Genomic DNA, 22,061 nt, shown 5'->3' with positions numbered 1-22,061 from the left:
CCTCTATTATTAATGAGAGCGCAAAGATAATACAATTATTTAATTTTGAACATTTTATTTCAAATTAAGTAATATTGAAATTTTATTATACTTTTGGAAGTTCTAAAACGTTATATTTACCTAAAAATGTGCCTCATTTTTTATTTAGAGGAAGAAAAATTAAAATCAATGAAAAGACTAGCTATACTTTTTATAACCGTTCTAACCTTTGCAAGTTGTGGTGATGAAGTTGAGTTTAACTCACCATCAATTCAAGGAACCAAAGATTATGTGCTTTGGAAAGCAGAATATTTTAATGCAGAAATAGATATTAATGGATATTTAACCATTATAGGAGGAAACAATGTTGAAACATTAACTCTTAAAATACCTACAACTGCGATTGGAAAATATAATTTAGGTGATGTTGATTCAATGGAAGCGCGTTTTGTTGATGCTGAGGGTAGAGAGTTTTCTACTAATAATGATCCACCTGTTGGTAATCCTTACACTGAATATGGTTATATAAAACTTGATGAAATTATTAATAATACGTTTACGGGTAGATTTGAGTTTAATGCATATGATACTGATGGAAATGTTGTTAATTTTGGAGGAATTACAGAACAACAAGACCCAGATGATGTAAATAATACTGGAGAAGACCCAATAGGCGGAGGGATCTTTTATCGAGTACCATTAACTTCTGGTACTTTTCCAACTGTAGTTTTTACTTGTGATGATGCTGAAGAACAAACAGATTTATTACAAGCTGCTTTCAATGCTACAACAGCACCTGATCTAACATACGTGAATAGTGCAGACTACATTGCGGCCTGTGAAGCACTTGCATTATCTTTAGAGACCCAAAGAACATATTGTGGTGATATCGGTGGAGCATTACAAAATAGAATTGACAACTTAAATGCCTGTGCATTTCCTTGTCAAATTGCTGTAAATAATAGAATTACTGCAGAAGACGCCTATGAAAACGCAACTATTGGGAATTACTTTTTAGCTTGTGCTGACTACCAGTTGTATTTGCAAGAACACAGAGATTTTTGCGGAGATCCTAGTGGTAATATTCAATCAATACTAGATGATTTAGACTGTGCTGATGACGATAACGATGGCATTCCTAATATTTTTGAAAACTTTGATGGAGATATAGATGGAAACCTAGATGATCCAGGTGATGATTCGGATGGAGATGGGATTTTTAATTATTTAGATGATGATGACGATGGAGATGGAATTTTAACAATTAATGAAGCTAAAGATGCTGAAGGGAACCCATTAGATACTGATGGTGATGGAAATGTGGATTACTTAGATAACGATGATGATGGCGATGGAATATTGACACAAAATGAAACTGGAGATACTGATGGTGATGGTATTCCTGATTATTTAGACAATGATGATGATGGCGACGGAATATTAACTCAATTTGAAACTGGTGACACAGATGGTGATGGTATTGAAGATTATTTAGATGATGATGATGATGGAGATGGGCAATTAACTGCCAATGAAAATGCAGATCCAAACATGGATGGTGATCCATCAGATGCTGCTGATACAGATATGGATGGCACTCCAGACTACTTAGATAACGTGTAAATTAATAATATTAATTATGAAAAGTCAGCTTTTAAAGCTGACTTTTTTGTTTAAAACTGTTCATAACTTCCTTTTAAAAAAGAGGAGTTTCTTCGTAATTTTATGGACTTACTTTTCAAGTTTTCTTCGGAAGATATTTAGGTTTTTAAACTCAATAAAATTATATGTATTTAATCTTCGATACTGAAACAACTGGTTTGCCAAAACGTTGGGATGCACCCATTACAGATGTTGATAACTGGCCAAGATGTATTCAAATAGCATGGCAGTTACATGACGAAATGGGGAACTGTATTGATCATCAAGATTATCTAGTACAACCTGACGGATTCAATATTCCATATGATGCTGAAAAAATTCATGGCATTTCTACCGAATTAGCTCAAGAGCAAGGTGTGCCTCTTCAAGAAGTTCTTGAAAAATTTAAAGATGCACTTTCTAAAACTAAGTTTGTTGTTGGTCAAAATGTAAAGTTCGACCTCAATATTATGGGAGCTGAATTTGTTAGAGAAGGCCTGGTAAATCAACTTCAAGAACTTCCAGTTCTAGATACTTGTACAGAGCATACAGCTCAATTGTGTAAAATTCCTGGAGGTCGAGGCGGTAGGTTTAAATTACCAACGTTAACTGAGTTACATCAGTTTTTATTTAATAAACCATTTGCTGAAGCCCATAATGCAACAGCAGATGTTGAAGCAACAACACGTTGCTTTTTTGAATTGTTAAGATTAGGTGAATACACTAAGGAACAACTTGATGTTCAGCCGGATTATTTTCAGAATTTTAATGCGAACAATCCGCAAACGATTCAACTCATTGGTTTAAAACACGTCAACCTAAAAAAAGAGAGTGCTAAAATAAACGAGCGAATTCAAAAAGCGCAGTCTGACGATATTTCTGAAGCAGAAATAAAACAAAATATTTCAGGCCTAGCTAATGTTGATTTTATTCATCTTCATAACCACTCCCAGTTTTCGGTATTGCAATCGACCATTAGTATTTCTGATTTAGTGAACGTTGCTGCAGAACAAAAGATGCCAGCAGTTGCATTAACCGATCACGCCAATATGATGGGAGCTTTTCATTTTGTGAAAGCGGTTAATAACTATAATAAGTCTGTTAAAACACAACATGAAATTGCAGAAGAAACTGGAGAAGAAAAAAAGGGAAGCATCATAAAACCCATTATTGGTTGTGAGTTTTTTGTTTGCGAAGACCATACAGATAAATCAAGAAAAGATAATGGTTATCAAATTGTTCTGATTGCAAAAAATAAAAATGGTTATCACAATCTAGCTAAGTTGTCGTCACATGCATTTGTTGATGGATTTTACTATTTACCACGTATTGATAAAAAACTAATTCAGCAATATCGAGAAGATCTTATTTGTCTCACAGGGAACCTTTATGGTGAAGTGCCAAGTAAGGTTTTAAATGTTGGTGAAAATCAAGCAGAAGAAGCATTAATTTGGTGGAAACAAATTTTTGGTGATGATTTGTATGTGGAGCTCATGCGACATAATCAGGAAGACGAAAATCGTGTGAATCCAGTGTTGATCAAACTAGCAAAAAAACATGATGTTAAATTAGTTGCGACTAACAATACTTATTATTGTAAACAAGAGGATGCAAATGCTCACGATATTTTATTGTGTGTAAAAGATGGCGAAAAACAGGCCACACCAATTGGTCGAGGTCGTGGTTATCGATATGGCTTGCCTAACCAAGAGTATTACTTCAAGTCTTCCGAAGAAATGAAAGCTTTATTTAGAGATGTTCCTGACGCTATAACTAATATTCAAGAGGTTGTTGATAAGGTTGAAGCATTCCAGTTAGCGAGAGATGTCTTATTACCTGCTTTTGATATTCCTGAAGAGTTTAAAGATACTGCTGATACAGCAGATGGAGGAAAAAGAGGTGAAAATGCTTATTTAAAGCATCTCACCTATGAAGGTGCAAAAAAACGTTATGGTGATGAACTTACTGAAGATATTGTAGAGCGTTTAGATTTTGAACTTAGCGTTATTGAAAACACAGGTTATCCTGGCTACTTTTTGATTGTTGAAGATTTTATTCGAGAAGCGCGCAATATGGATGTTTCTGTTGGACCAGGTCGAGGTTCGGCAGCAGGATCTGTAGTAGCCTATTGCTTGTGGATTACCAATATAGACCCTTTAAAGTACGATTTACTTTTTGAGCGTTTCTTAAATCCGGATCGTATTAGTATGCCAGATATCGATATTGATTTTGATGATGAAGGTCGTAGCCGAGTTATGGACTACGTTATTGAAAAATACGGAGCGAATCAAGTAGCACAAATTATTACCTATGGAACAATGGCTGCAAAGTCCTCTATTCGTGATACTGCAAGAGTACTAGATTTACCACTTTTTGATGCCGATCGAATTGCAAAGTTGATTCCTACAATGTCTAAGCTAAATAAGATTTTTGGTTTAGATGAAAAAGAACTCAGTAAGAAATTTAGAGCTGAAGACTTAGAAAAAGTCAACCAATTACTAAATATTGCTGATGGAAATGATTTAGAATCTGAAACAATTAATTTAGCAAGAACACTTGAAGGTTCAGTTAGAAATACAGGAATTCATGCATGTGGTGTAATTATAACACCTGATGATATTACCAAATTTGTTCCAGTTTCCACAGCAAAGGATTCCGATTTGTATGTGACCCAGTTTGACAATTCTGTTGTTGAAGATGCAGGTCTTTTAAAGATGGATTTTCTAGGATTAAAAACCTTAACCCTAATCAAGGATACTGTTAAAATTGTAAAAGCAAAACATGATATTTTATTAGATCCAGAGAGTTTTCCTTTAGATGATGAAAAAACATATGAGATATACCAAAAAGGTGAAACTGTTGGTGTATTTCAGTATGAATCTCCAGGAATGCAAAAGCATCTCAGAGAATTAAAACCTACAGTATTTGAGGATTTAATTGCAATGAATGCACTCTATCGTCCTGGTCCCATGGAGTATATTCCGAGTTTTACAAGACGTAAACATGGTGATGAAGATATTGAGTATGACCTTCCAGCAATGGAGGAATACTTAAAAGAAACTTACGGAATTACTGTATATCAAGAGCAAGTGATGTTATTGTCTCAAAAGCTTGCAGACTTTACTAAAGGTGAAGCTGATGTCTTGAGAAAGGCAATGGGTAAGAAGCAAATTGCGGTTCTAGATAAAATGAAACCAAAGTTTATCGCTCAAGCAGAAGCTAAAGGTCATGACGGTAAAGTTTTAGAGAAAGTTTGGAAAGATTGGGAAGCTTTTGCTAGTTACGCATTTAACAAATCACACTCAACTTGTTATGCATGGATAGCTTATCAAACGGCCTATTTAAAAGCGCATTATCCTGCAGAATATATGGCAGCTGTATTATCTAATAATATGAATGATATTAAGCAAGTCACGTTCTTTATGGAAGAATGTAAACGCATGCGATTAGATGTTTTAGGTCCAGATGTAAATGAATCATATTATAAGTTCTCAGTTAATCAAGACGGAGCGGTTCGTTTTGGTATGGGAGCTATTAAAGGTGTTGGTCATGGTGCTGTAAAAACGATAGTTTCGAATCGAAAAGAAGAAGGACATTATAAATCTATTTTTGATTTGGCCAAACGCATTGATTTGCGTGCAGCCAATAAAAAAGCTTTTGAGAATTTAGCATTAGCAGGAGGATTTGACGGATTTGGAGAGGCTCATCGTGCTCAATATTTTCATGATGAAGGCGACGGAATTACATTTTTAGAAAAAGCGATTAAGTATGGTGCAAAACACCAAGAGAATGAAAATTCGGCTCAAGTGAGTTTATTTGGTGCAACTAGTGAAGTTCAAATTGCAGAACCTGTTGTGCCGCCTTGTGAAGAATGGGGAACTATGGAAAAACTGGCCCAAGAAAAAGAAGTGGTTGGTGTCTATATTTCTGGTCATCCACTAGATGACTTTAAAGTGGAAATGAAAACGTTCTGCAATGGAACTTTAGCATTTTTCACTCAACTTGAAAACTATGTTAATAGAGATATTACTTTCGGTGGTGTTGTGACAGATGTGCAACATCGTGTAAGCAAACAAGGTAAGGGTTGGGCATTATTTACAGTTGAAGATTATACTGATAGTTATGAGTTTAGAATATTTGGAGAGGAATATCTAAAGTATCGTCATTTTTTGGTGAAGAATAGTTTTGTTTATGTGAAGTGTTTTGTTCGAGAAGGATGGGTGAATCGAGATACAGGCAAAAAGAGTGATCCTAGATTGCAGTTTAATAGCTTTCAGTTGCTACATGATGTTATGGATACTTATGCTAAAAAATTATCTGTTCAACTTAACATTAATGACCTCAAGGAAGCTAATATCGGAAAACTTCAAGAATTGTTTAGACTTCATGATGGAAACAATGCCTTAAATTTTGTGATCTATGACAATGATGAAGAAATCAAATTAAACTTACCTAGTCGCAAACAAAAAGTAAAAATTTCTCAGGAGTTATTACAGGAGTTAGATAATGATGGTGTGTTTTACAAATTGAATTAATGTAACATTTCTATCTAAAATTCTACATATCTATAAATCAAAACTAGTGTAGATATGAAAACCACAAGGTACATTTTATTAGTTATTGGAATATTAGGTCTAATTACTGCTTTATTTGGATTAATTAATGGCGATGCTTTAACTGATCAACTTATAACAATTGTATGTGGCTCTAGTCTTATTTATGGCTACTTTCAATTAAAAAACAGCACAGAAATTAAGAATTAGATTCAGATGTCTTTGCGCAAAGGATTGAACGGCTTGTTTGAGCTCCTTGAAGAGAGCGAGTAGTGAAAGCCTGGTTTATGCGCCCAAAATAAGAGTATATAAGCACTCAATAACTTCATAATCAAAACAAATGCAGTCTGTGTAAGGTTTGGCAAAATTTTTGACTAATTTTGTGTATTAAAACGAAGTTAAACACATTTATAACATATAATTATGGCATTAGAAATAACAGATGCAACGTTTGAAGAAACAGTATTAAAGAGTGATAAACCAGTAATGGTAGATTTTTGGGCTGCTTGGTGTGGGCCATGTAGAATGGTTGGGCCAATCATTGACGAGATAAGTACAGAATACGATGGGAAAGCTGTTGTTGGTAAAGTTGATGTTGATGCAAACCAAGAATTTGCTGCTAAGTATGGTGTACGTAATATTCCAACAGTTTTGGTTTTCCAAAATGGAGAAGTTGTAGGACGTCAAGTTGGAGTAGCACCTAAAAATGCATACACAGACGCTATCGATTCTTTATTATAGATAAATCTAAAAGAAATGATAAAAGGTTTGCCATTATGGTAAACCTTTTTTTATTTTTAGCTAATATTAAGTCTAAGACAAATACATATGAGTAAGCAAGCAAAAACACAAGATAAAATAGATAGCAAGTTATTAGAAGACCGAAAAGTATTTCTTTGGGGAATGGTTGATGATAAATCGGCAAAGCATGTGATAGATCGATTATTGTATTTAGATGCTCTAGAAACTAAGGATATTCACTTGTACATTAATAGTCCTGGTGGTTATGTGACTTCTGGCTTTGCTATGTACGATTGTATTAAATCTTTAAATAGTGATGTGTCTACAATTTGTACTGGATTAGCAGCATCAATGGGATCTATTTTATTATCTGTGGGAACTAAAGGAAAACGTTTTATTCAACCACATGCTCGAGTAATGATTCATCAGCCAAGTGGTGGTGCTCGTGGTCAGGCTAGTGATATTGAAATTACAGCCCAAGAAATTATAAAAACTAAAGAATTGAGTGCTAAAATATTAGCTGATAACTGTGGACAAGATTACGATAAGGTGATGAAAGATTTTAATCGTGATCATTGGATGGGAGCAGAGGAATCTGTTGCTTACGGAATTGTAGATGGTGTTATCTAATGAATTTACAAGCAGAACTCAATAAAGCGGGAGGATTTAAAAATCTAGAGCTACTTGCAAAGCAAGTTGTTGAAGGGTTTATTGCTGGAATGCATAAGAGTCCGTTTCATGGGTTTTCTGCCGAATTTGCAGAGCACAAGATTTATAACCAAGGTGAGAGTACACGTCATATCGATTGGAAATTATTTGCTAAAACGGATAAATTATATACAAAGCGATATGACGATGAAACCAATTTACGTTGTCATCTTATTTTAGATAATAGTAGTTCTATGCATTATCCTGAAATTAAAGATTTCAGTATTACTAATCTTAATAAAATAGGGTTTTCTGCATTGGCATCTGCGTCCTTGATGCACATTTTAAAAAAGCAACGTGATGCTGTCGGTCTAAGTATTTACAGTGATGCTTATGATTATTATGCGCCAGAGAAAGGAAGTGAGCGTCACCATCAAATGCTCTTAAGTCAATTGAGTAATACTGTGATTTCAAAGCCTCTTAACAAGAAGACAGAGACCTATACATACTTACATCAAATAGCAGAAAACATACATAGACGTTCTTTAATTTTCTTTTTTACAGATATGTTTCAGACATCTACTGATGAAGTTAAGTTATTTGAAGCACTCAGACATTTAAAGCATAACAAACACGAAGTTGTTTTATTTCATGTGATAGATAAAGATAAGGAACTCAAGTTTGATTTTGATAATGCACCAAAACGATTTATTGATGTAGAGACCAATGAGTTTATCAATTTATATCCTGATACGATTAAAGAAGGTTATGAAACTGCAGTGGAGGATTACTTTAAAAGCATTAGATTAAAATGTGGTCAGTATCAAATTAAGTATGTGGAAGCTGATATCAATCAGCCATTTGACAAGATCTTGACGACGTATATGGTAGAGCGACAAAAATTTATTTAAAAATTTTCTCAAAAATCTCAACAAAACATTTGTGATATTAAAAATCGAATGTATATTTGCCATCGCAATAATGCAACGGTCTGGTAGTTCAGTTGGTTAGAATGTCGCCCTGTCACGGCGAAGGTCGCGGGTTCGAGTCCCGTCCAGACCGCAAAAATTGCAAAACTAAAGCTCTAAGAAATTGGAGCTTTTTTTAAGCAACAAAAATAGTTGTGTTGTGCTCAGAGAAATCTGAGAAGTTGTAAGAAACTCATTGTTGTTGAGTTCTTACTGATGAGAAGCTTTCCTTTTTTCTTAATTGAAAATCGGGATGCTTTTTTGTTTTAAAGGTGTTTTGATGACTTTTTTAAAAGATGTCGATGTCATTATAAACTCTATTACCATGAAGGCATTTAAATACATACTTATACTTGCACTGCTATCTATTATTTTTGCTTGTAGCAAAGATGATGGTAACAATGATGAGGAACAAAATATTCAACAATTTATTTCTGGAATTTGCCCCCAAATTTCTGGTGCCAGAGCTGTATATTGGGATGGGTCTCATAATAGAGCTACACCATTAACTCAAATTCCAACAATAGCAAATCCAGGCGATCAATTTATTCATTCATTGTATCCTGCATTAGGATTTACAATGCCTCAAGGGTATATCGCTCAAGAGATTACAGATCAACAAACTGGGACGATTGGTGTCAATGTATTTAGAGTTGATGCTAACAATAATAGTAATGTGGTATGGCGATATATTCCATCATCACCATTTGTAGGTCAGGTATCAATTGCTGACATTGTTAATTTTGAAATAGGGCAGCTCAAGACGTTTCATCAAGTTCCAATCTCAGAACAAGGCGTTATAGATTGTGGTGAAGATTTTATATCAAATGAGTTTGGTTTTGAAACCAGTTTTTCATCTCGATTGATTCGCTATGGAAATGGAAATTTTACTGCGCAGGTGATTGTACAAAAGCATTTTATGCCAAGCTTAGGAAATTCTTTTATTTCTGTGACTTCCGCAGCTGGACCTACTGCAGAGTTTGATAATTTAGTTATGCAAACCTATTTGCCTTTACATTGGCAGTTAATGGTAATTTCTGATGATGTTAGAGACTCAGATCTCGACGGAACGCCAGATAATCAAGATCCAGCACCATTTAATCCAGATATTAGATAAAAAGGCTTAGAGTTATTAACAGGTAATGAACATTTTTTAATCAAAAAAACGCATTTAATCGATAAAATAATACATTTAATCCGATTTATTTTTGTTCATAGATAAAATAGTGTTATGTTTACAGTCCTTCTTAAGCCCCTAAATCACTTATCAAGGTAATTTTATTAATCCATTTTATTATTTAGATGCACTAGTGTGTTTAAAATTCCCTCAGAAGTTTTTATAATTTTTGACGATTTCGTCTGTAATTAAGTTAATAATCCATTCTTCCCTCGACTGGCATTTTTTAATGCTGTTTTATTTATTAACAACAAAAGAGAATTTTTTTAACCCTAAATATTAAAACCAATGAAAACCCTAAAAATCGCATTTTTATTATTAGCAGTAGTTATGTTAACTGTTTCAGGACAAAGTAGTGATACAGTTGTAGATGTTGCTGAATTAGAAAATTACCAGCAAAATCAAACTAAATATGATTTACTTGCTATGAACAAGAAATTAAAACAGAAGCCTAACAACGATTAGTATTTAATCGTATATTTTATAAACGAAAGCCTTTATCAATTTTGATAAAGGCTTTTTGTATTGATAATGATTAACTAAGTATTAGTGCAAAAAATTCATATTTTATTATAACTTTGAATTGATGATTTTTGTTTTTTGAAATTGATACGCAATATAATTTTCTTCTTTATTATTACTTCTAGTGTATACGCTCAGAAGAATACTTCAACTTCAGTTACTGATAGCATATCTAATTTATTTAAATTATCGAAAGATAGCTCAAAACCAATAAAAGACCGATTTAAATATGCAGACTTAGCAGTTGAATTTTCAAAAAAATCGGCTAATGATTCGTTGCTTATTAGAAGTAAAAAAAATCTTGCACTATTGTATTTTGAAACTGAGAATTATGCCGAATATTCTCAAATGAATAGGGATGCACTTCTGGCCGCAATCAAGATAGGCGACTCTACAACAATGGCTTCTAGTTATCATAATATAGGATGGTACCATTATCTAAATGCAAAAAATGATAGTGCCTATTATTATTATTCTAAAGCGATTAAACTTTATAAATCACAAAAAAACAAGAAGCAAGAAGCTACAATTTTGCTGGGTATTGCAGATATACAAGAGACTGAAAAGGATTATATAGGAAGTGAGGAAAATGCAATAGAAGCTATAAAACTATTTTCCTTGTTACCTAAAACTGATGATGTTTTAGGTCAATTATGGACACTTAATAATTTACTAGGAGTTATTTCCTTGAAATTAAAAAATTATAATAAGGCACTTGAATACCATAAAGAAGCCTTATCTATAAGTAAAGAAATGAATAACGGTCATTATCTTAGTCTTTATTCCATAAACAATGAGGCTATTGTTTATAGAATGCTTGGAGATATAGATAAGTCAATTGAATTGTATGATCAAGTCATAAATGAAAAAAACTTAGATTTTGATGACCCATCTTTTTATGCACTAACGCTTGGTAATTTAGCTTATTCAAAATCTTTGAAAGACGATCTAAATGTCCAAGAGGTTGAAGATATTTTTAAAAAAGCATATTACATAAGTGATACTTTGCAAGATCCTTTGACTAAACTAGGAGTTGCCATAGACTATTCTAGGTTTCATCAAGATATAGGAAAAAAAGAGTCAGCTAAATCTTTAGCAAATCAATCTTATAAAATCGCTAAAGATTTGTCCTCTAATGATTTGGTTTTAGAGTCTTTAATCATTCTTTCTGAACTAAGTGAAGGAGAACAAGCTAAAAGTTATTTAAATGAACATATCAAACTAAACGATAGTTTACTTGATATTGAAAGAAATGTCCATAATAAATTTGCTAGAATTGAATTTGAGACAGACAAAATTGAAGAAGAAAATGAACGCATTTCGCAACAACGAATGTGGCTAATGATTGTATCTGCTGTACTCTTGATGACTTTATTTTTATTATATGTTATCATTACACAACGTGCAAAAAACAAGGAGCTTCAATTTGAAAAAGATCAGCAAAAAGCCAATGAGGAAATCTACAACCTTATGCTATCTCAACAAGATAAAGTTGATGAGGCTAGAGCAAATGAAAAGAAACGGATATCACAAGAGATGCATGACGGTATTTTAGGGCGCTTATTCGGAACGCGCCTTAGTTTGGATAGCTTAAATTTTTCCGAAGGTAAAGAAGCCATTCAAAACAGATCAAATTATATTAATGAATTAAAAACTATAGAAGACGATATTCGTAAAATTTCTCATGATTTGAATACCGATTTTGTTTCAGGTTCAGGATTTATGGATATAGTTTCAGAATTAATTGAAAAGCAAACGAAAGCGTATCAACTTAAACACCAATTTGATTATACTGATGATGTGAGTTGGGAGAGTGTTTCCAATAAAAATAAAATTAATATTTATCGAATCATTCAAGAATCTCTTCAAAACATTTATAAGCATGCCAATGCTGATGAAGTAAAAATTAGTTTTCAATTAAAAAATAACGTAATTTTATTATCAATCACTGACAATGGTGATGGATTTGATGTTAATAAAAGTAAAAAAGGGATTGGTATCAAAAACATTAATGCGAGAGTTAAAGAATTAGAAGGTGCCTTAGATATATTATCACAAATAAGTAAAGGGACTACAATTAATATTGAAATACCTTATAAAACTAACCCATAATGGAGCATATTCATATTTTAATGGTAGACGATCATCCTATTATAATTGAAGGATATCAAAATACATTGATGGCTACAAAAAAGGATAACCAAACGTTAGTTATTGATACTGCCAATACATGTGATGCTGCAAATTTATTAATGGAAAAAGCAGCAGATGAACGTCCTTATGATGTGTGCTTTTTTGATATTAGTTTGCCACCTTCCTCTGATAGAAAGATTACATCTGGTGAGGATTTAGCTAAAATAGCTAAGAATATTTTGCCAAATGCAAAGATTATAATTTTGACAATGTTCAATGAATCGTATCGCATTCATAGTATTGTAAAAGAAATAAATCCTGATGGGTTTTTAATTAAAAGTGATCTTACATCTAGTGAATTGGCTGAAGCTTTTCATCATATATTAGTTCATCCACCATATTACAGTAGCACAGTAACAAATTTTTTAAACAAATCGGTTATTAATGAAATCTATGTCGATGAAATAAACCGAAAAATTCTACATTTATTAGCTCAAGGAATGAAAACAAGAAGCCTTCCTGAGCACATTAATCTATCTATGAGTGCTATTGAAAAACGAAAAAAACAACTGAAACTGTTGTTCTCAATTTCCGATGGAAAAGATGAATCTTTGATTTCTGAAGCTAGAAAAAAAGGCTTTTTGTAAAAATCTCAATTTAATTTACGGTTTTCTTATTAAAAACAACAGCCTCAATGTGCTGTCAAACTTGAAAAGTACGGTTTTTCCACACCAAGTTTACGGTTTTTCCACAGCAAAAAGCAATTATCTAAACTTATATTTGAATGTCAACAAAATTAATTAATCCCTCTAAGTAATTTGTTGAATTAATAGCAAAAAACAAAACCTAACAATTCTCATTAGTTGTTAGGTTTTATCTTTTTATAGGTTTATGATTAAAAGAGTACATCTTGGTATTCTATTATTTTGACAATAAATAGTCCTAAAAAAACCATAGCAATAACAAACTTAATAAATGTAGACGCTAAGAATCCTAGAAAAGAACCAAAAGCGGCTTTAATCGCTTTGTCAAATTCACTTTTATTAATGAGTTCTCCTACTAAAGCCCCAACAAAGGGTCCAATAATAATGCCACCAGGAATTGGTGCTAATAAGCCAATAATTAAACCTATTGATGTACCAATCATACCAGCCTTACTACCACCAAAACGTTTTGTTCCCATTGCTGGAATAATATAATCGAGTATCCAGATGGCAACGGCAATTACTAAAGTAATAATTAAAAAGGTCCAGTTCATCGGAACAACATCAGTCAGATGAAAAATAAGCAAACCTATCCAACTAGTTAAAGGTCCAGGTAAGACAGGTAAAAAACTACCAATGATTCCTAAAATCATAAAAAAGGCAGCAAGTATAATTAAAAATATATCCATGTAATTGTATCGAATTTCTATAAGTTTAGACGTAAAATTAACTGTTTTGTTACATTTTTAAACTAAAAGTTTAGTTTGAACTAATTTTTTAGTTATATTTGAATATTTAAAGGTTATCATTATGAAACTACTTACCAAAGCAGAAGAGGAGATTATGCAAGTCCTTTGGCAGCTTGAAAAAGCCAATGTAAAATCGATTATTACACAATTATCAGATCCTAAACCAGCTTACAACACTGTGTCTACAATAGTTAGGATTTTAGAATCAAAAGGGTTTGTGGATTATGAAAAGCAAGGGAAAGGACATCTATATTTTCCGATTGTAAAAAAACAAGATTATAGTAATCAATCTATAAATACGTTAGTAGATAATTATTTCCAAGGATCTTTTAAAAGTATGGTGTCCTTTTTTGTAAAGAAAAATGATGTTGATCTTAAAGATATGGAATCGATTTTAAAAGAGATTAATAAAAACAACTCCTAATATGTTACATTATATATTACAAGTCGTTGCATTCCAACTCGTGTTTTTAATCATTTATGATGTATTTCTTCGTAAAGAAACTTTCTTTAATTGGAATAGAGCATACCTTTTGGGAACTGGGATATTATCTGTTCTAATTCCTTTTATAAAAATAGATAGCATAAAGGAAATCGTACCAGAAGCATATGTCATCCGATTGCCAGAAGTAATTATTGGGAACGTAACCCAAACAAATCCAATACATCCAGAAATAGCAAATCTTGCAGGAATATCCATTCAGCCTGAAACATTGCCGTTATGGAATATTATTATGTTTAGTGGGATGTGCATTGCGACTTTAATTCTTGTCTATAAAATTTCAAAGTTGCTCTTACTAGCATCGAAGCATCCAAAACGTTGGAGAGATAACTTATTAATTATTAAACTCATCGATAGTACTGCAGCATTTTCATTTTTTAATTATGTGTTTTTAGGTGAAAATATAAGTACAAAAGACCGTTCTTCAATTTTGGAACATGAAATGATTCATGTGAAGCAAAAGCACACCTTAGATTTATTGTTTTTTGAAGTATTCCGAATCGTATTTTGGTTCAATCCATTAGTGTATATGTATCAAAATCGAATCGCAACCTTACATGAATATATAGCAGATGCTAAAGCAGTAAAGCGGCAAAATAAAACCGAGTATTATAACAATTTACTAGCTCAAGTATTTGAAACACAACAATTCTCATTTGTCAATCCATTTTTTAAACAGTCATTAATCAAAAAACGAATCATTATGTTAAGTAAAACAAAATCTAAACAAATTAATATCCTAAAGTATGCCTTGTTATTACCTATGGTATGTACAATGTTGGTATACACATCATCATATGCTCAAGAAAAAAATGAAGTGATTGAAGAAACTATTCAATTAGATGATTCAAAATTTAGTGATGAAGAATTAAAGACAAAATTTTACAATCAAATAAAAGAACTAAACAACAATGAAGGATCATTTTTAGAAATTTCAAGCTTTGTTAAAAGTGCTAGAGATAAGTATGTTTTGAATAGAGTTGAATACTACAAAATCGCTGCTTTTTTCGATTTGATGAACAGAGTTTCAGAAAAAAAAGAAACAAAGAGTGGTGCTTTAACTGAGGCTGATATTACTAGACACCAAAGGTTGAATTCTATTTATAATCGTACTTATGCTGAATATTTAGAATGGAAACAAACCGATGAAGCTAAAGAAATTTGGGAAAATAATACAAGAGATGGTGTTTTAAGATTGTTAGTCCAAGATGCTAGTAATATGACTGACGAAGAAGAACAGAAAATGAATCATAAATTAGATATGATTGAACGTGATGATTATTTTAAAAAGTTATTAATAGTTTCTATCGACGGCAGTTCAAAAATGTTATTGCAAGATCCTAAAAGTCCTACAGTAATTTCAGAAGAAATCGTAATAGAAGAGGTAGAAGAAACAGTAGAAGTGCCTTTCGCAATTGTAGATCAAGTGCCAGTTATGGTATCGTGTCAACATCTAACTACTAATGAAGAACTAAAAGCTTGTATGAGTAAAAATATAGCATCACATGTCAGTAAAAATTTTAATACAGATTTAGCAAAGCAAATAGGACTAGTCGGAAAACAACGTATTTCAGTAATTTTTAAAATTGATACTGATGGTAATGTAACAGGTGTTAAAGCAAGAGCTCCGCATCCTGGATTAGAAGAAGAAGCCATCCGTGTGGTTAAATTATTACCTCAATTTAAGCCAGGTAAACAAAAAGGGAAGGCAGTTACAGTTCCTTATAGTTTACCAATTTTATTTCAAGTTAAAGGTGATACAAAACCAGTTCAAGAGGTTGTAGAAATTCAAGATACGAAAAAGCCCTTATCTGAAATTCCTTATTCAATAGTTGAAGTAGCACCAGTTTTTAAGTCATGTAATGATTTAAATAATGAGAATGAACGAAAAACATGTACAAGCAATAAAGTGGCTTCATTCGTCAATAAAAACTTTAATTTAAAGTTAGCTACAGCATTAAATTTGATTGGTGTGCAGAAGATTTGGGTCGCGTTTAAAATTGATAAAAATGGTGATGTAATTGATGTTAAAGCTAGAGCTCCTCATCCTGAATTAGAAAAAGAAGCTATTCGCGTTATTAAACTATTGCCACAATTTATTCCAGGTAAACAAAAAGGAAAAGTCGTAGTAGTGCCTTACAGTTTGCCAATAAGTTTTAAAGTTGCCAATGATAAAAAAGAAGACAAGAAAAATTAATGCGAATAGTATTTATTTTATTCTTTTTGAGCGTGTTAAAGGTTGAAGCGCAGCCTTCGGTTTTAAGTACTGCAGACAGCCTATATCTGAAGGGAAACTATAGCAAAGCTATTATATTGTATACGTCTTATTCTAATCAAGATGAAATATACAGTAAGATTGCAAAATCTTATGTTGCCACTGGTAACTATGAAAAAGCGCTTCAGTATTATAAATTGAATAATAAAGCAAATCCCAAAGACGCGTTGTCAAAATATGAGTATGCTAAACTCTTATCCAAAACAAAACAATTTGAATCATCAATTGAAGTTTTTGATGACTTAATGAATATTGACTATCGCAACCCTAATTATCACTACGAAATGGGTTTAGTTTTAGAGAAAATGAATGATTCTACAGCAATGAATCGATTTAGATCAGCTTTTGATTTAGACAAAACGCATCAAAAAGCAATATTCAAAATTGCGAAGCATTTTTTAATCAAACGGAAGCATAAATTATCTCATCAATATATTGATACTGGTTTAGAGACTTATGCCGATAATGTGCAATTAATAAGTCTAAAAGCACAAAATTATTATTACCAAGACTACTATAAAGATGCTAAAATATGGTTTCAAAAGCTTATTGACCTTGGTGAATCTTCAGAATTTATTCATGAAAAATTAAGTCTTGTTCATGCAGAATTATCAGAATATAGTAGTGCAATATCACAACGAAAATTAGCGCTTAAATATAATCCATATGATGGCAATGCCCTTTTTGTAATTGGCACCTATTACGAACGGCTGAATGACTTTAAAAATGCTGAGAAATACATCTTGCAAGCGATAAAGTTAAAAGATATTCCTTTAGATCATGAATATCAAAAATTAGGTATGGTCTTGAATAGACAAGAGCGATACAAAGAAGCAATTCAAGCCTTCAAAACCGCTTTGAAAGAAGATCCAGACAATTTAGCATCCGCTTTTTTTATTGTAACGACCAAAGATCATTATTACGCAGATATTGATTCAAAAATAAAAGCCTATGAAGATTTTATTAGTCAGTACTCTAAGTCTCCTTTTTTAAGCTTTGCAAAGCAACGATTGTCTGAATTAAAGAACGAGAAGTTTTTTAAGCAAAAGGAGTAAGCCATTATAATCTCAAAAAAAATTGTACTTTTCGCTTTCAGTTAAACCAACATGAGACGAGCATGTCAAAAATGTTATCATTTAAAAGAATGATTAATAGTGAACAGCATGAGACAATTTAAAAAAAATAGATATCACCTCATGAAACGCATATTTATTTTTTTAATGCTCATCAATATGATGTCTTGTGATTACTTCAACAAGAAAAAAGTATATTCTGAAGATTTATTAGAAGAAGAATTACAAACGTTCACTTGGAATGATGTTGATGAATACCCAACATTCGCTTCTTGCGATTCAACTTCAGGTAAGGAGAATAAAAAAGAGTGTTTTGAAAGGACCTTAAGAGATATATTAAATAACAATTTGTCTCAATATCATATTGTGGTTTCTGAAGCAATTGACGATACTGTAAGCCTAAAAATCACTATAAATAAAGAAGGTGACTTTTCAATACATACTATTGAAAGTAGTGCTTTAACAAAACAAGAAATCCCTCAATTAGACAGTTTACTTCGTGCAAGCTTAGACTCGCTACCTAAAATATTTCCAGCAATTAAAAGAAGTCAGCAAGTAACGACTCAGTTTAGTTTTCCTGTGATTATTAAAATCGAATAGCTAATTTTTGCATCAATCTTAATATTTCTACGTACAGCCAAATAAGTGTTGCTAAAAGTCCCCAAGTAGCAAGCCATTCCTTGAATTTTGGAGCTTTATGTTTGTTACGTTCAATAAAATCAAAATCTAAAAGTAAAGCAAAAGAAGCCACAATAGCTGCAATACAATTAAAGATTATAGCAAACCATGAAGTTCCCCAAATGTAAGATTTGATTCCAAAGAAATTTAAGACAATTGAGATTACATACACAACCATTATACTCACTACAGAAGTAATGATAACACTTCGCAGTTTTTTTGTAACGATAATAATTCTAGTTTGATATAATAGTAGCATAACAAAAAAGGTTACTATAGTCACACCAATAGCCTGATAAGGCATTTCTGGGAAATGAATATGTGCATAAGCAGAAAAGCCACCAAGAAAACAACCTTTGGCAACCGTATATAGAGGCACAAGAAATGGAGCCCAATGATGTCGTACTGAAATAACAACACTAATAATTATTGAGGCTAACATACCACCAAGTGTAAACCATTTAACAGGCATTCCATCTTCGTTGAGCTTCCATATGTAAGCTGTTATAGCAGCAATAATAAGAATACAAAAAATTGATTTTAGAAGAATACCAGTAACCGTCATCTTTTTCTTTGAGCTATTATGCTCATCCCAAAAGAAGTTAGAAAACACAGGGTTATTGGTTTTGTAATTAGATAAACGCATTACAAATTAAACTTATAACCTAAGGTGAAGTTTTTAGAAAAATTATCAGGACTATCTAAAAATAAAGCATATAATTCGTTGTAGGCTAATGTGATAAAGCTGTTTTTAGTAATATTAATATCTGCTCCAATTCCTAGAATAAATGGAACATCAAAAGCCGTTTCACTAATGTCTTCTGTTGTAATCATTCCATCTAATTCTCTTGTTACTGTAGAACTGGCAAAATTGAGTGTTGCAAACTTGCAGTTTGCATAAAAACTAAACTTTTCAGCATTGATTATTCTAAAACGATAGCCCAAGGATAATTCAGTTGTAGTGTAGTTAATGTCATCATATTCTAAAACATGTTTTGCTTGCATGAAAACAGCATGTCTTGAGACACGATTAGCATCTAAAACTTCAAATTCTCCTCCAAATAAAGGAGTTGTATTATTGTCTGGATTAGTTACAAACGGACTATTCGTTATACCACCAAAAACTCCTAATCTAAACTGAAATTTATTTCTTTTGGCTTGGGTTTCATAATCTGTATCAACAGAAGCATTATAAGTGTCTACAAACTCTTTTAAGCTAAATAATGTAAGATTTAGGCGTTTTGTTGATGCGTAATTATTAGTCAATTCCTCGAGTAAAGATTTGTATTCCTCTTGAAATTTACGATCTGTTTTCGTGTTTTTAAGCTCAGTAATAGTATTGTCTTCCGTTCTAACAAAATAACGATATTTACCATCAATTATATTCCACAGTAAATCCAGTTTGCCTTCAACTTCAGTTTTTAATTCTAGTGTTTCTCCATTTACGTTGTAACTCTCTTGCGCTTGGATAAATGAGACACTAAGCACTAAGCATAAAATACAGATAATCTTTTTCATTAGGATATTGGGTTGTAGTTATGTAAAACTAACAAAAATAAATGAGAAAGTACTATTTGTTATAGGTGCGATCTTTCCATTTATATCCTCTAAATACTGAAATAAAAACCACATAAACTGAAAAGAAAGGATATATGAAACTTGAAAAAAAGAAAGATGCTAAAGATGTCTCTTGATTAAAAAAACGAGCAGTTTTAAACAGTAAAAGAAAGTCAATACAAAACTTAATTATGAAAGCATACATTAATAGTTTTAGTGAAACAAAACCAGCCAATACCAGAAGTGGAGCGCAAACTAAAAATCCATTCATTAAAAAAGTAATGATGCCTGTGAGCTTTGCAAATAGACTATTGTAACTTGATGTTTTTGAAGCCCAACGAATACGTTGGGATAATAGACTTTTAAGATTAGGTTGTGCTAATGTTTTCACGATGGCATGCTCGCTTCTTAAATAATGAATGCATTCAGAATGTTTGCTAATTGTTTTTTCTAATAGAAAAATGTCGTCACCACTTGAAATATGTGTATTACCTTCAAAACCATTCAATTCTATAAAAAGTGTTTTGCTATAGGCAAGATTTGCTCCATTACATAATATTGGTTTTTTAATACCAAAACTGCCAATGCTTACACCTTGTAAACTTAAAAAATCAAGAAGTTGAAATCGTTTAAAAAAAGATATTATGTTATGATAAGTGACTGGCGCAACAATAAATTTGGTGTCATTCTTTTGAATCAAACAATCAAATGTGTCTAACCAGTATTTAGGCAGCTTACAGTCTGCATCAGTGGTCACAATCCAGTCGTATTTAGATTCTGATATGGCTTTTGTAATTGCATTCTTTTTTGGAGAACTTGATTGACCATTATTGATGAGTATGGAATAATCTATTTTAGTTTTAGATAGTTTACTTCTGATAAGATTTTCTGAATTATCTTCAGAGTGATCATTGACGAATAGAATTTCAAATTTGTATTTACCATAGTTCAGCCCTAAGATTGAATCTAATAAATCCGGAAGGTTTTCTGCTTCATTTCTAAATGGAATTACAATACTAAAATTAGTCTTAGTAGGAATATCTTCCAGAAGTATGGGTTTTACCTTATCAAACCCAATCGTAAAGCTTCCAATTAAAAGCAAATATAAAATAATGATGACGATTGAAATAATTAGCATTAGTTATGATTGTCTTTCGGTAAATTAAAATTCAGTACATAGTAGCTTCCAAATACACTTGGTAATACAAAATTAAGAAGCCACATTAAGGTTACAATACTCAGTGTTGTAAAATCATTGACTCCTACTATAGAAAACAAATATACAGCAACACTACTTTTTATAACAACGTCAAATATAAAAACGGATGGTATTATAGAAGCTAATAAATACATAGATGTAATTACAATCATGGCATTGTAATAACTTACATTCACTCCAAAAACATGAAGTAAATAATAAAATTGAAATGAAAACACAGCATATCTCAAAATAGAGAATGCCATACTTAGAATCTTAGTTTTAGTTGAAATGGATTTAAAGAAACCAATCAATCGTTCAATCGAAAATCCTTTAATTTTGAATTTGTTTTGCTTTAGCCCGAATACTGTAAATATAACTAATACAATACTAATTGCTAAAAAACGAGACGTTTTAAAATAGTTTATCTGTAAGTCATATTTTGAATTCAAAATCCATAAACCAATACAACCAAATATAACTGTGGTTGTCATTTGCATAACATTCCCCATGAAATTAAGAAGGACTATTTTTTTGCGTTTACCTGAAGAAAAATAAATGGCTTTTGCGCCATATTCTCCAATTCGGTTGGGCGTGAATAAAGATGCTGTTAAAGATCCTAAACTTTGTTCGAATGCATTTTTAAAGCTTATTTTTTCTATTGTAGCGACTAAAGTCTTCCATTTTAAAATTTCTAAAAACCAGTTCAAAATTGTTAAAAAGAGTAAAAAAAGTATCGTTTTTATTGAAAAAACATCATTTTCTCTTAAAAATTCAATAAAAACATGAAAATCTAGATCTTCATTTTCAGCAAGCTTTTTGTAAATAAAATAAAATGCACCAACTACAATACTTAATTTAATAAGTACAAGAAAGAATTGTTTAGTTTTGTAAGGAAGACTTCCAAAATACATTGTCGTAAAAATAAACCATTATAATGATATGATGCCGATTTTTAAAATT

19 protein-coding genes and 1 tRNA gene are annotated in these 22,061 nt (G+C 31.9%); 15 read left to right on the top strand and 5 right to left on the bottom strand.

Features of this window, described 5'->3' with window-relative positions; genetic code table 11:
* The first annotated feature begins 168 nt into the window (after nt 1–168).
* From AB8B90_RS02345 to AB8B90_RS02295, 11 genes are all read left to right on the top strand, one after another.
* Complete coding sequence (locus AB8B90_RS02345; protein ID WP_405333252.1) at nt 169–1,602, top strand: DUF6252 family protein; 1,434 nt, start codon at nt 169–171, stop codon at nt 1,600–1,602.
* Between the two features lie 164 nt (nt 1,603–1,766).
* Complete coding sequence (gene dnaE, locus AB8B90_RS02340) at nt 1,767–6,155, top strand: DNA polymerase III subunit alpha (RefSeq protein WP_405333250.1); 4,389 nt, start codon at nt 1,767–1,769, stop codon at nt 6,153–6,155.
* A 54-nt stretch (nt 6,156–6,209) separates the two neighbouring features.
* A complete protein-coding gene (locus AB8B90_RS02335) occupies nt 6,210–6,383 on the top strand; it encodes a hypothetical protein (protein ID WP_405333248.1) in 174 nt (57 codons plus the stop codon).
* A 213-nt stretch (nt 6,384–6,596) separates the two neighbouring features.
* Nucleotides 6,597–6,914 carry a thioredoxin gene (gene trxA / locus AB8B90_RS02330; protein WP_204344155.1) on the top strand — a complete coding sequence of 106 codons (318 nt, stop codon included), beginning with the start codon at nt 6,597–6,599 and terminating at the stop codon, nt 6,912–6,914.
* 87 nt (nt 6,915–7,001) lie between these two features.
* Nucleotides 7,002–7,544 (top strand): ClpP family protease, encoded by a 543-nt coding sequence (locus AB8B90_RS02325; RefSeq protein WP_405333245.1) that lies wholly within the window; start codon nt 7,002–7,004, stop codon nt 7,542–7,544.
* Nucleotides 7,544–8,473 (top strand): DUF58 domain-containing protein, encoded by a 930-nt coding sequence (locus tag AB8B90_RS02320; protein WP_405333243.1) that lies wholly within the window; start codon nt 7,544–7,546, stop codon nt 8,471–8,473. The genes AB8B90_RS02325 and AB8B90_RS02320 overlap by 1 nt, the downstream gene beginning before the upstream one ends.
* Before the next feature lie 77 nt (nt 8,474–8,550).
* Nucleotides 8,551–8,624, top strand: a tRNA-Asp gene (locus tag AB8B90_RS02315).
* A gap of 186 nt (nt 8,625–8,810) precedes the next feature.
* The gene (locus tag AB8B90_RS02310) at nt 8,811–9,647 is read left to right on the top strand and encodes a hypothetical protein (protein ID WP_405333241.1); all 837 of its coding nucleotides are present in this window, start codon (nt 8,811–8,813) and stop codon (nt 9,645–9,647) included.
* A gap of 348 nt (nt 9,648–9,995) precedes the next feature.
* Entirely contained in the window at nt 9,996–10,172 is a 177-nt protein-coding gene (locus tag AB8B90_RS02305; RefSeq protein ID WP_405333239.1) for a hypothetical protein, read from the top strand.
* A gap of 141 nt (nt 10,173–10,313) precedes the next feature.
* Nucleotides 10,314–12,341, top strand: a complete 2,028-nt coding sequence (locus AB8B90_RS02300) for a tetratricopeptide repeat protein (RefSeq protein ID WP_405333237.1) — start codon at nt 10,314–10,316, stop codon at nt 12,339–12,341.
* The gene (locus AB8B90_RS02295; RefSeq protein ID WP_405333235.1) at nt 12,341–13,009 is read left to right on the top strand and encodes a response regulator; all 669 of its coding nucleotides are present in this window, start codon (nt 12,341–12,343) and stop codon (nt 13,007–13,009) included. Before AB8B90_RS02300 ends, AB8B90_RS02295 begins: the two co-directional genes overlap by 1 nt.
* A 248-nt stretch (nt 13,010–13,257) precedes the next feature.
* On the opposite strand, the gene AB8B90_RS02290 is transcribed toward AB8B90_RS02295, so the two are convergent.
* Entirely contained in the window at nt 13,258–13,755 is a 498-nt protein-coding gene (locus AB8B90_RS02290) for a DUF456 domain-containing protein (protein ID WP_405333234.1), read from the bottom strand.
* A 121-nt stretch (nt 13,756–13,876) separates the two neighbouring features.
* Between AB8B90_RS02290 and AB8B90_RS02285 the strand changes: the two genes are divergently transcribed.
* The 4 genes from AB8B90_RS02285 (at nt 13,877) to AB8B90_RS02270 (ending at nt 18,265) form a co-directional block, all read left to right on the top strand.
* Entirely contained in the window at nt 13,877–14,239 is a 363-nt protein-coding gene (locus AB8B90_RS02285; protein WP_405333232.1) for a BlaI/MecI/CopY family transcriptional regulator, read from the top strand.
* Nucleotide 14,240: 1 nt separating this feature from the next.
* Entirely contained in the window at nt 14,241–16,514 is a 2,274-nt protein-coding gene (locus tag AB8B90_RS02280) for an energy transducer TonB (protein WP_405333230.1), read from the top strand.
* A gap of 32 nt (nt 16,515–16,546) precedes the next feature.
* Nucleotides 16,547–17,647, top strand: coding sequence for a tetratricopeptide repeat protein (locus AB8B90_RS02275; protein ID WP_405333254.1), 1,101 nt, complete (start codon nt 16,547–16,549; stop codon nt 17,645–17,647).
* A gap of 141 nt (nt 17,648–17,788) precedes the next feature.
* Nucleotides 17,789–18,265 carry a hypothetical protein gene (locus tag AB8B90_RS02270; RefSeq protein ID WP_405333228.1) on the top strand — a complete coding sequence of 159 codons (477 nt, stop codon included), beginning with the start codon at nt 17,789–17,791 and terminating at the stop codon, nt 18,263–18,265.
* On the opposite strand, the gene AB8B90_RS02265 is transcribed toward AB8B90_RS02270, so the two are convergent.
* The 4 genes from AB8B90_RS02265 to AB8B90_RS02250 are packed head-to-tail and all read right to left on the bottom strand — an operon-like array spanning nt 18,252 to nt 22,012.
* On the bottom strand, nt 18,252–18,989 hold the full coding sequence (locus AB8B90_RS02265; protein WP_405333226.1) for a Bax inhibitor-1/YccA family protein: 738 nt from the start codon (nt 18,987–18,989) through the stop codon (nt 18,252–18,254). The two genes, AB8B90_RS02270 and AB8B90_RS02265, sit on opposite strands and share 14 nt — an antisense overlap.
* Nucleotides 18,989–19,861, bottom strand: a complete 873-nt coding sequence (locus AB8B90_RS02260; RefSeq protein WP_405333224.1) for a hypothetical protein — start codon at nt 19,859–19,861, stop codon at nt 18,989–18,991. The genes AB8B90_RS02265 and AB8B90_RS02260 overlap by 1 nt, the downstream gene beginning before the upstream one ends.
* Before the next feature lie 52 nt (nt 19,862–19,913).
* A complete protein-coding gene (locus tag AB8B90_RS02255) occupies nt 19,914–21,038 on the bottom strand; it encodes a glycosyltransferase (protein WP_405333222.1) in 1,125 nt (374 codons plus the stop codon).
* The gene (locus AB8B90_RS02250) at nt 21,038–22,012 is read right to left on the bottom strand and encodes a lysylphosphatidylglycerol synthase domain-containing protein (RefSeq protein WP_405333220.1); all 975 of its coding nucleotides are present in this window, start codon (nt 22,010–22,012) and stop codon (nt 21,038–21,040) included. Before AB8B90_RS02250 ends, AB8B90_RS02255 begins: the two co-directional genes overlap by 1 nt.
* Nucleotides 22,013–22,061 lie beyond the last annotated feature (49 nt).

Origin of the sequence: Psychroserpens sp. (assembly GCF_045105015.1) — a bacterium.
Taxonomy (GTDB): domain Bacteria; phylum Bacteroidota; class Bacteroidia; order Flavobacteriales; family Flavobacteriaceae; genus Psychroserpens.
Note: the sequence above shows the minus strand (reverse complement) of the source record. Positions and strands in the feature narration are given on the sequence as shown.

Coding starts and splice junctions, on each gene's coding strand:
- AB8B90_RS02310 (WP_405333241.1), top strand. CDS start 8,811: ATGACTTTTTTAAAAGATGTCGATGTCATTATAAACTCTATTACCATG.
- AB8B90_RS02335 (WP_405333248.1), top strand. CDS start 6,210: ATGAAAACCACAAGGTACATTTTATTAGTTATTGGAATATTAGGTCTA.
- AB8B90_RS02295 (WP_405333235.1), top strand. CDS start 12,341: ATGGAGCATATTCATATTTTAATGGTAGACGATCATCCTATTATAATT.
- AB8B90_RS02265 (WP_405333226.1), bottom strand. CDS start 18,989: ATGCGTTTATCTAATTACAAAACCAATAACCCTGTGTTTTCTAACTTC.
- trxA (WP_204344155.1), top strand. CDS start 6,597: ATGGCATTAGAAATAACAGATGCAACGTTTGAAGAAACAGTATTAAAG.
- AB8B90_RS02345 (WP_405333252.1), top strand. CDS start 169: ATGAAAAGACTAGCTATACTTTTTATAACCGTTCTAACCTTTGCAAGT.
- dnaE (WP_405333250.1), top strand. CDS start 1,767: ATGTATTTAATCTTCGATACTGAAACAACTGGTTTGCCAAAACGTTGG.
- AB8B90_RS02270 (WP_405333228.1), top strand. CDS start 17,789: ATGAAACGCATATTTATTTTTTTAATGCTCATCAATATGATGTCTTGT.
- AB8B90_RS02290 (WP_405333234.1), bottom strand. CDS start 13,755: ATGGATATATTTTTAATTATACTTGCTGCCTTTTTTATGATTTTAGGA.
- AB8B90_RS02320 (WP_405333243.1), top strand. CDS start 7,544: ATGAATTTACAAGCAGAACTCAATAAAGCGGGAGGATTTAAAAATCTA.
- AB8B90_RS02260 (WP_405333224.1), bottom strand. CDS start 19,861: ATGAAAAAGATTATCTGTATTTTATGCTTAGTGCTTAGTGTCTCATTT.
- AB8B90_RS02285 (WP_405333232.1), top strand. CDS start 13,877: ATGAAACTACTTACCAAAGCAGAAGAGGAGATTATGCAAGTCCTTTGG.
- AB8B90_RS02280 (WP_405333230.1), top strand. CDS start 14,241: ATGTTACATTATATATTACAAGTCGTTGCATTCCAACTCGTGTTTTTA.
- AB8B90_RS02305 (WP_405333239.1), top strand. CDS start 9,996: ATGAAAACCCTAAAAATCGCATTTTTATTATTAGCAGTAGTTATGTTA.
- AB8B90_RS02325 (WP_405333245.1), top strand. CDS start 7,002: ATGAGTAAGCAAGCAAAAACACAAGATAAAATAGATAGCAAGTTATTA.
- AB8B90_RS02250 (WP_405333220.1), bottom strand. CDS start 22,012: ATGTATTTTGGAAGTCTTCCTTACAAAACTAAACAATTCTTTCTTGTA.
- AB8B90_RS02255 (WP_405333222.1), bottom strand. CDS start 21,038: ATGCTAATTATTTCAATCGTCATCATTATTTTATATTTGCTTTTAATT.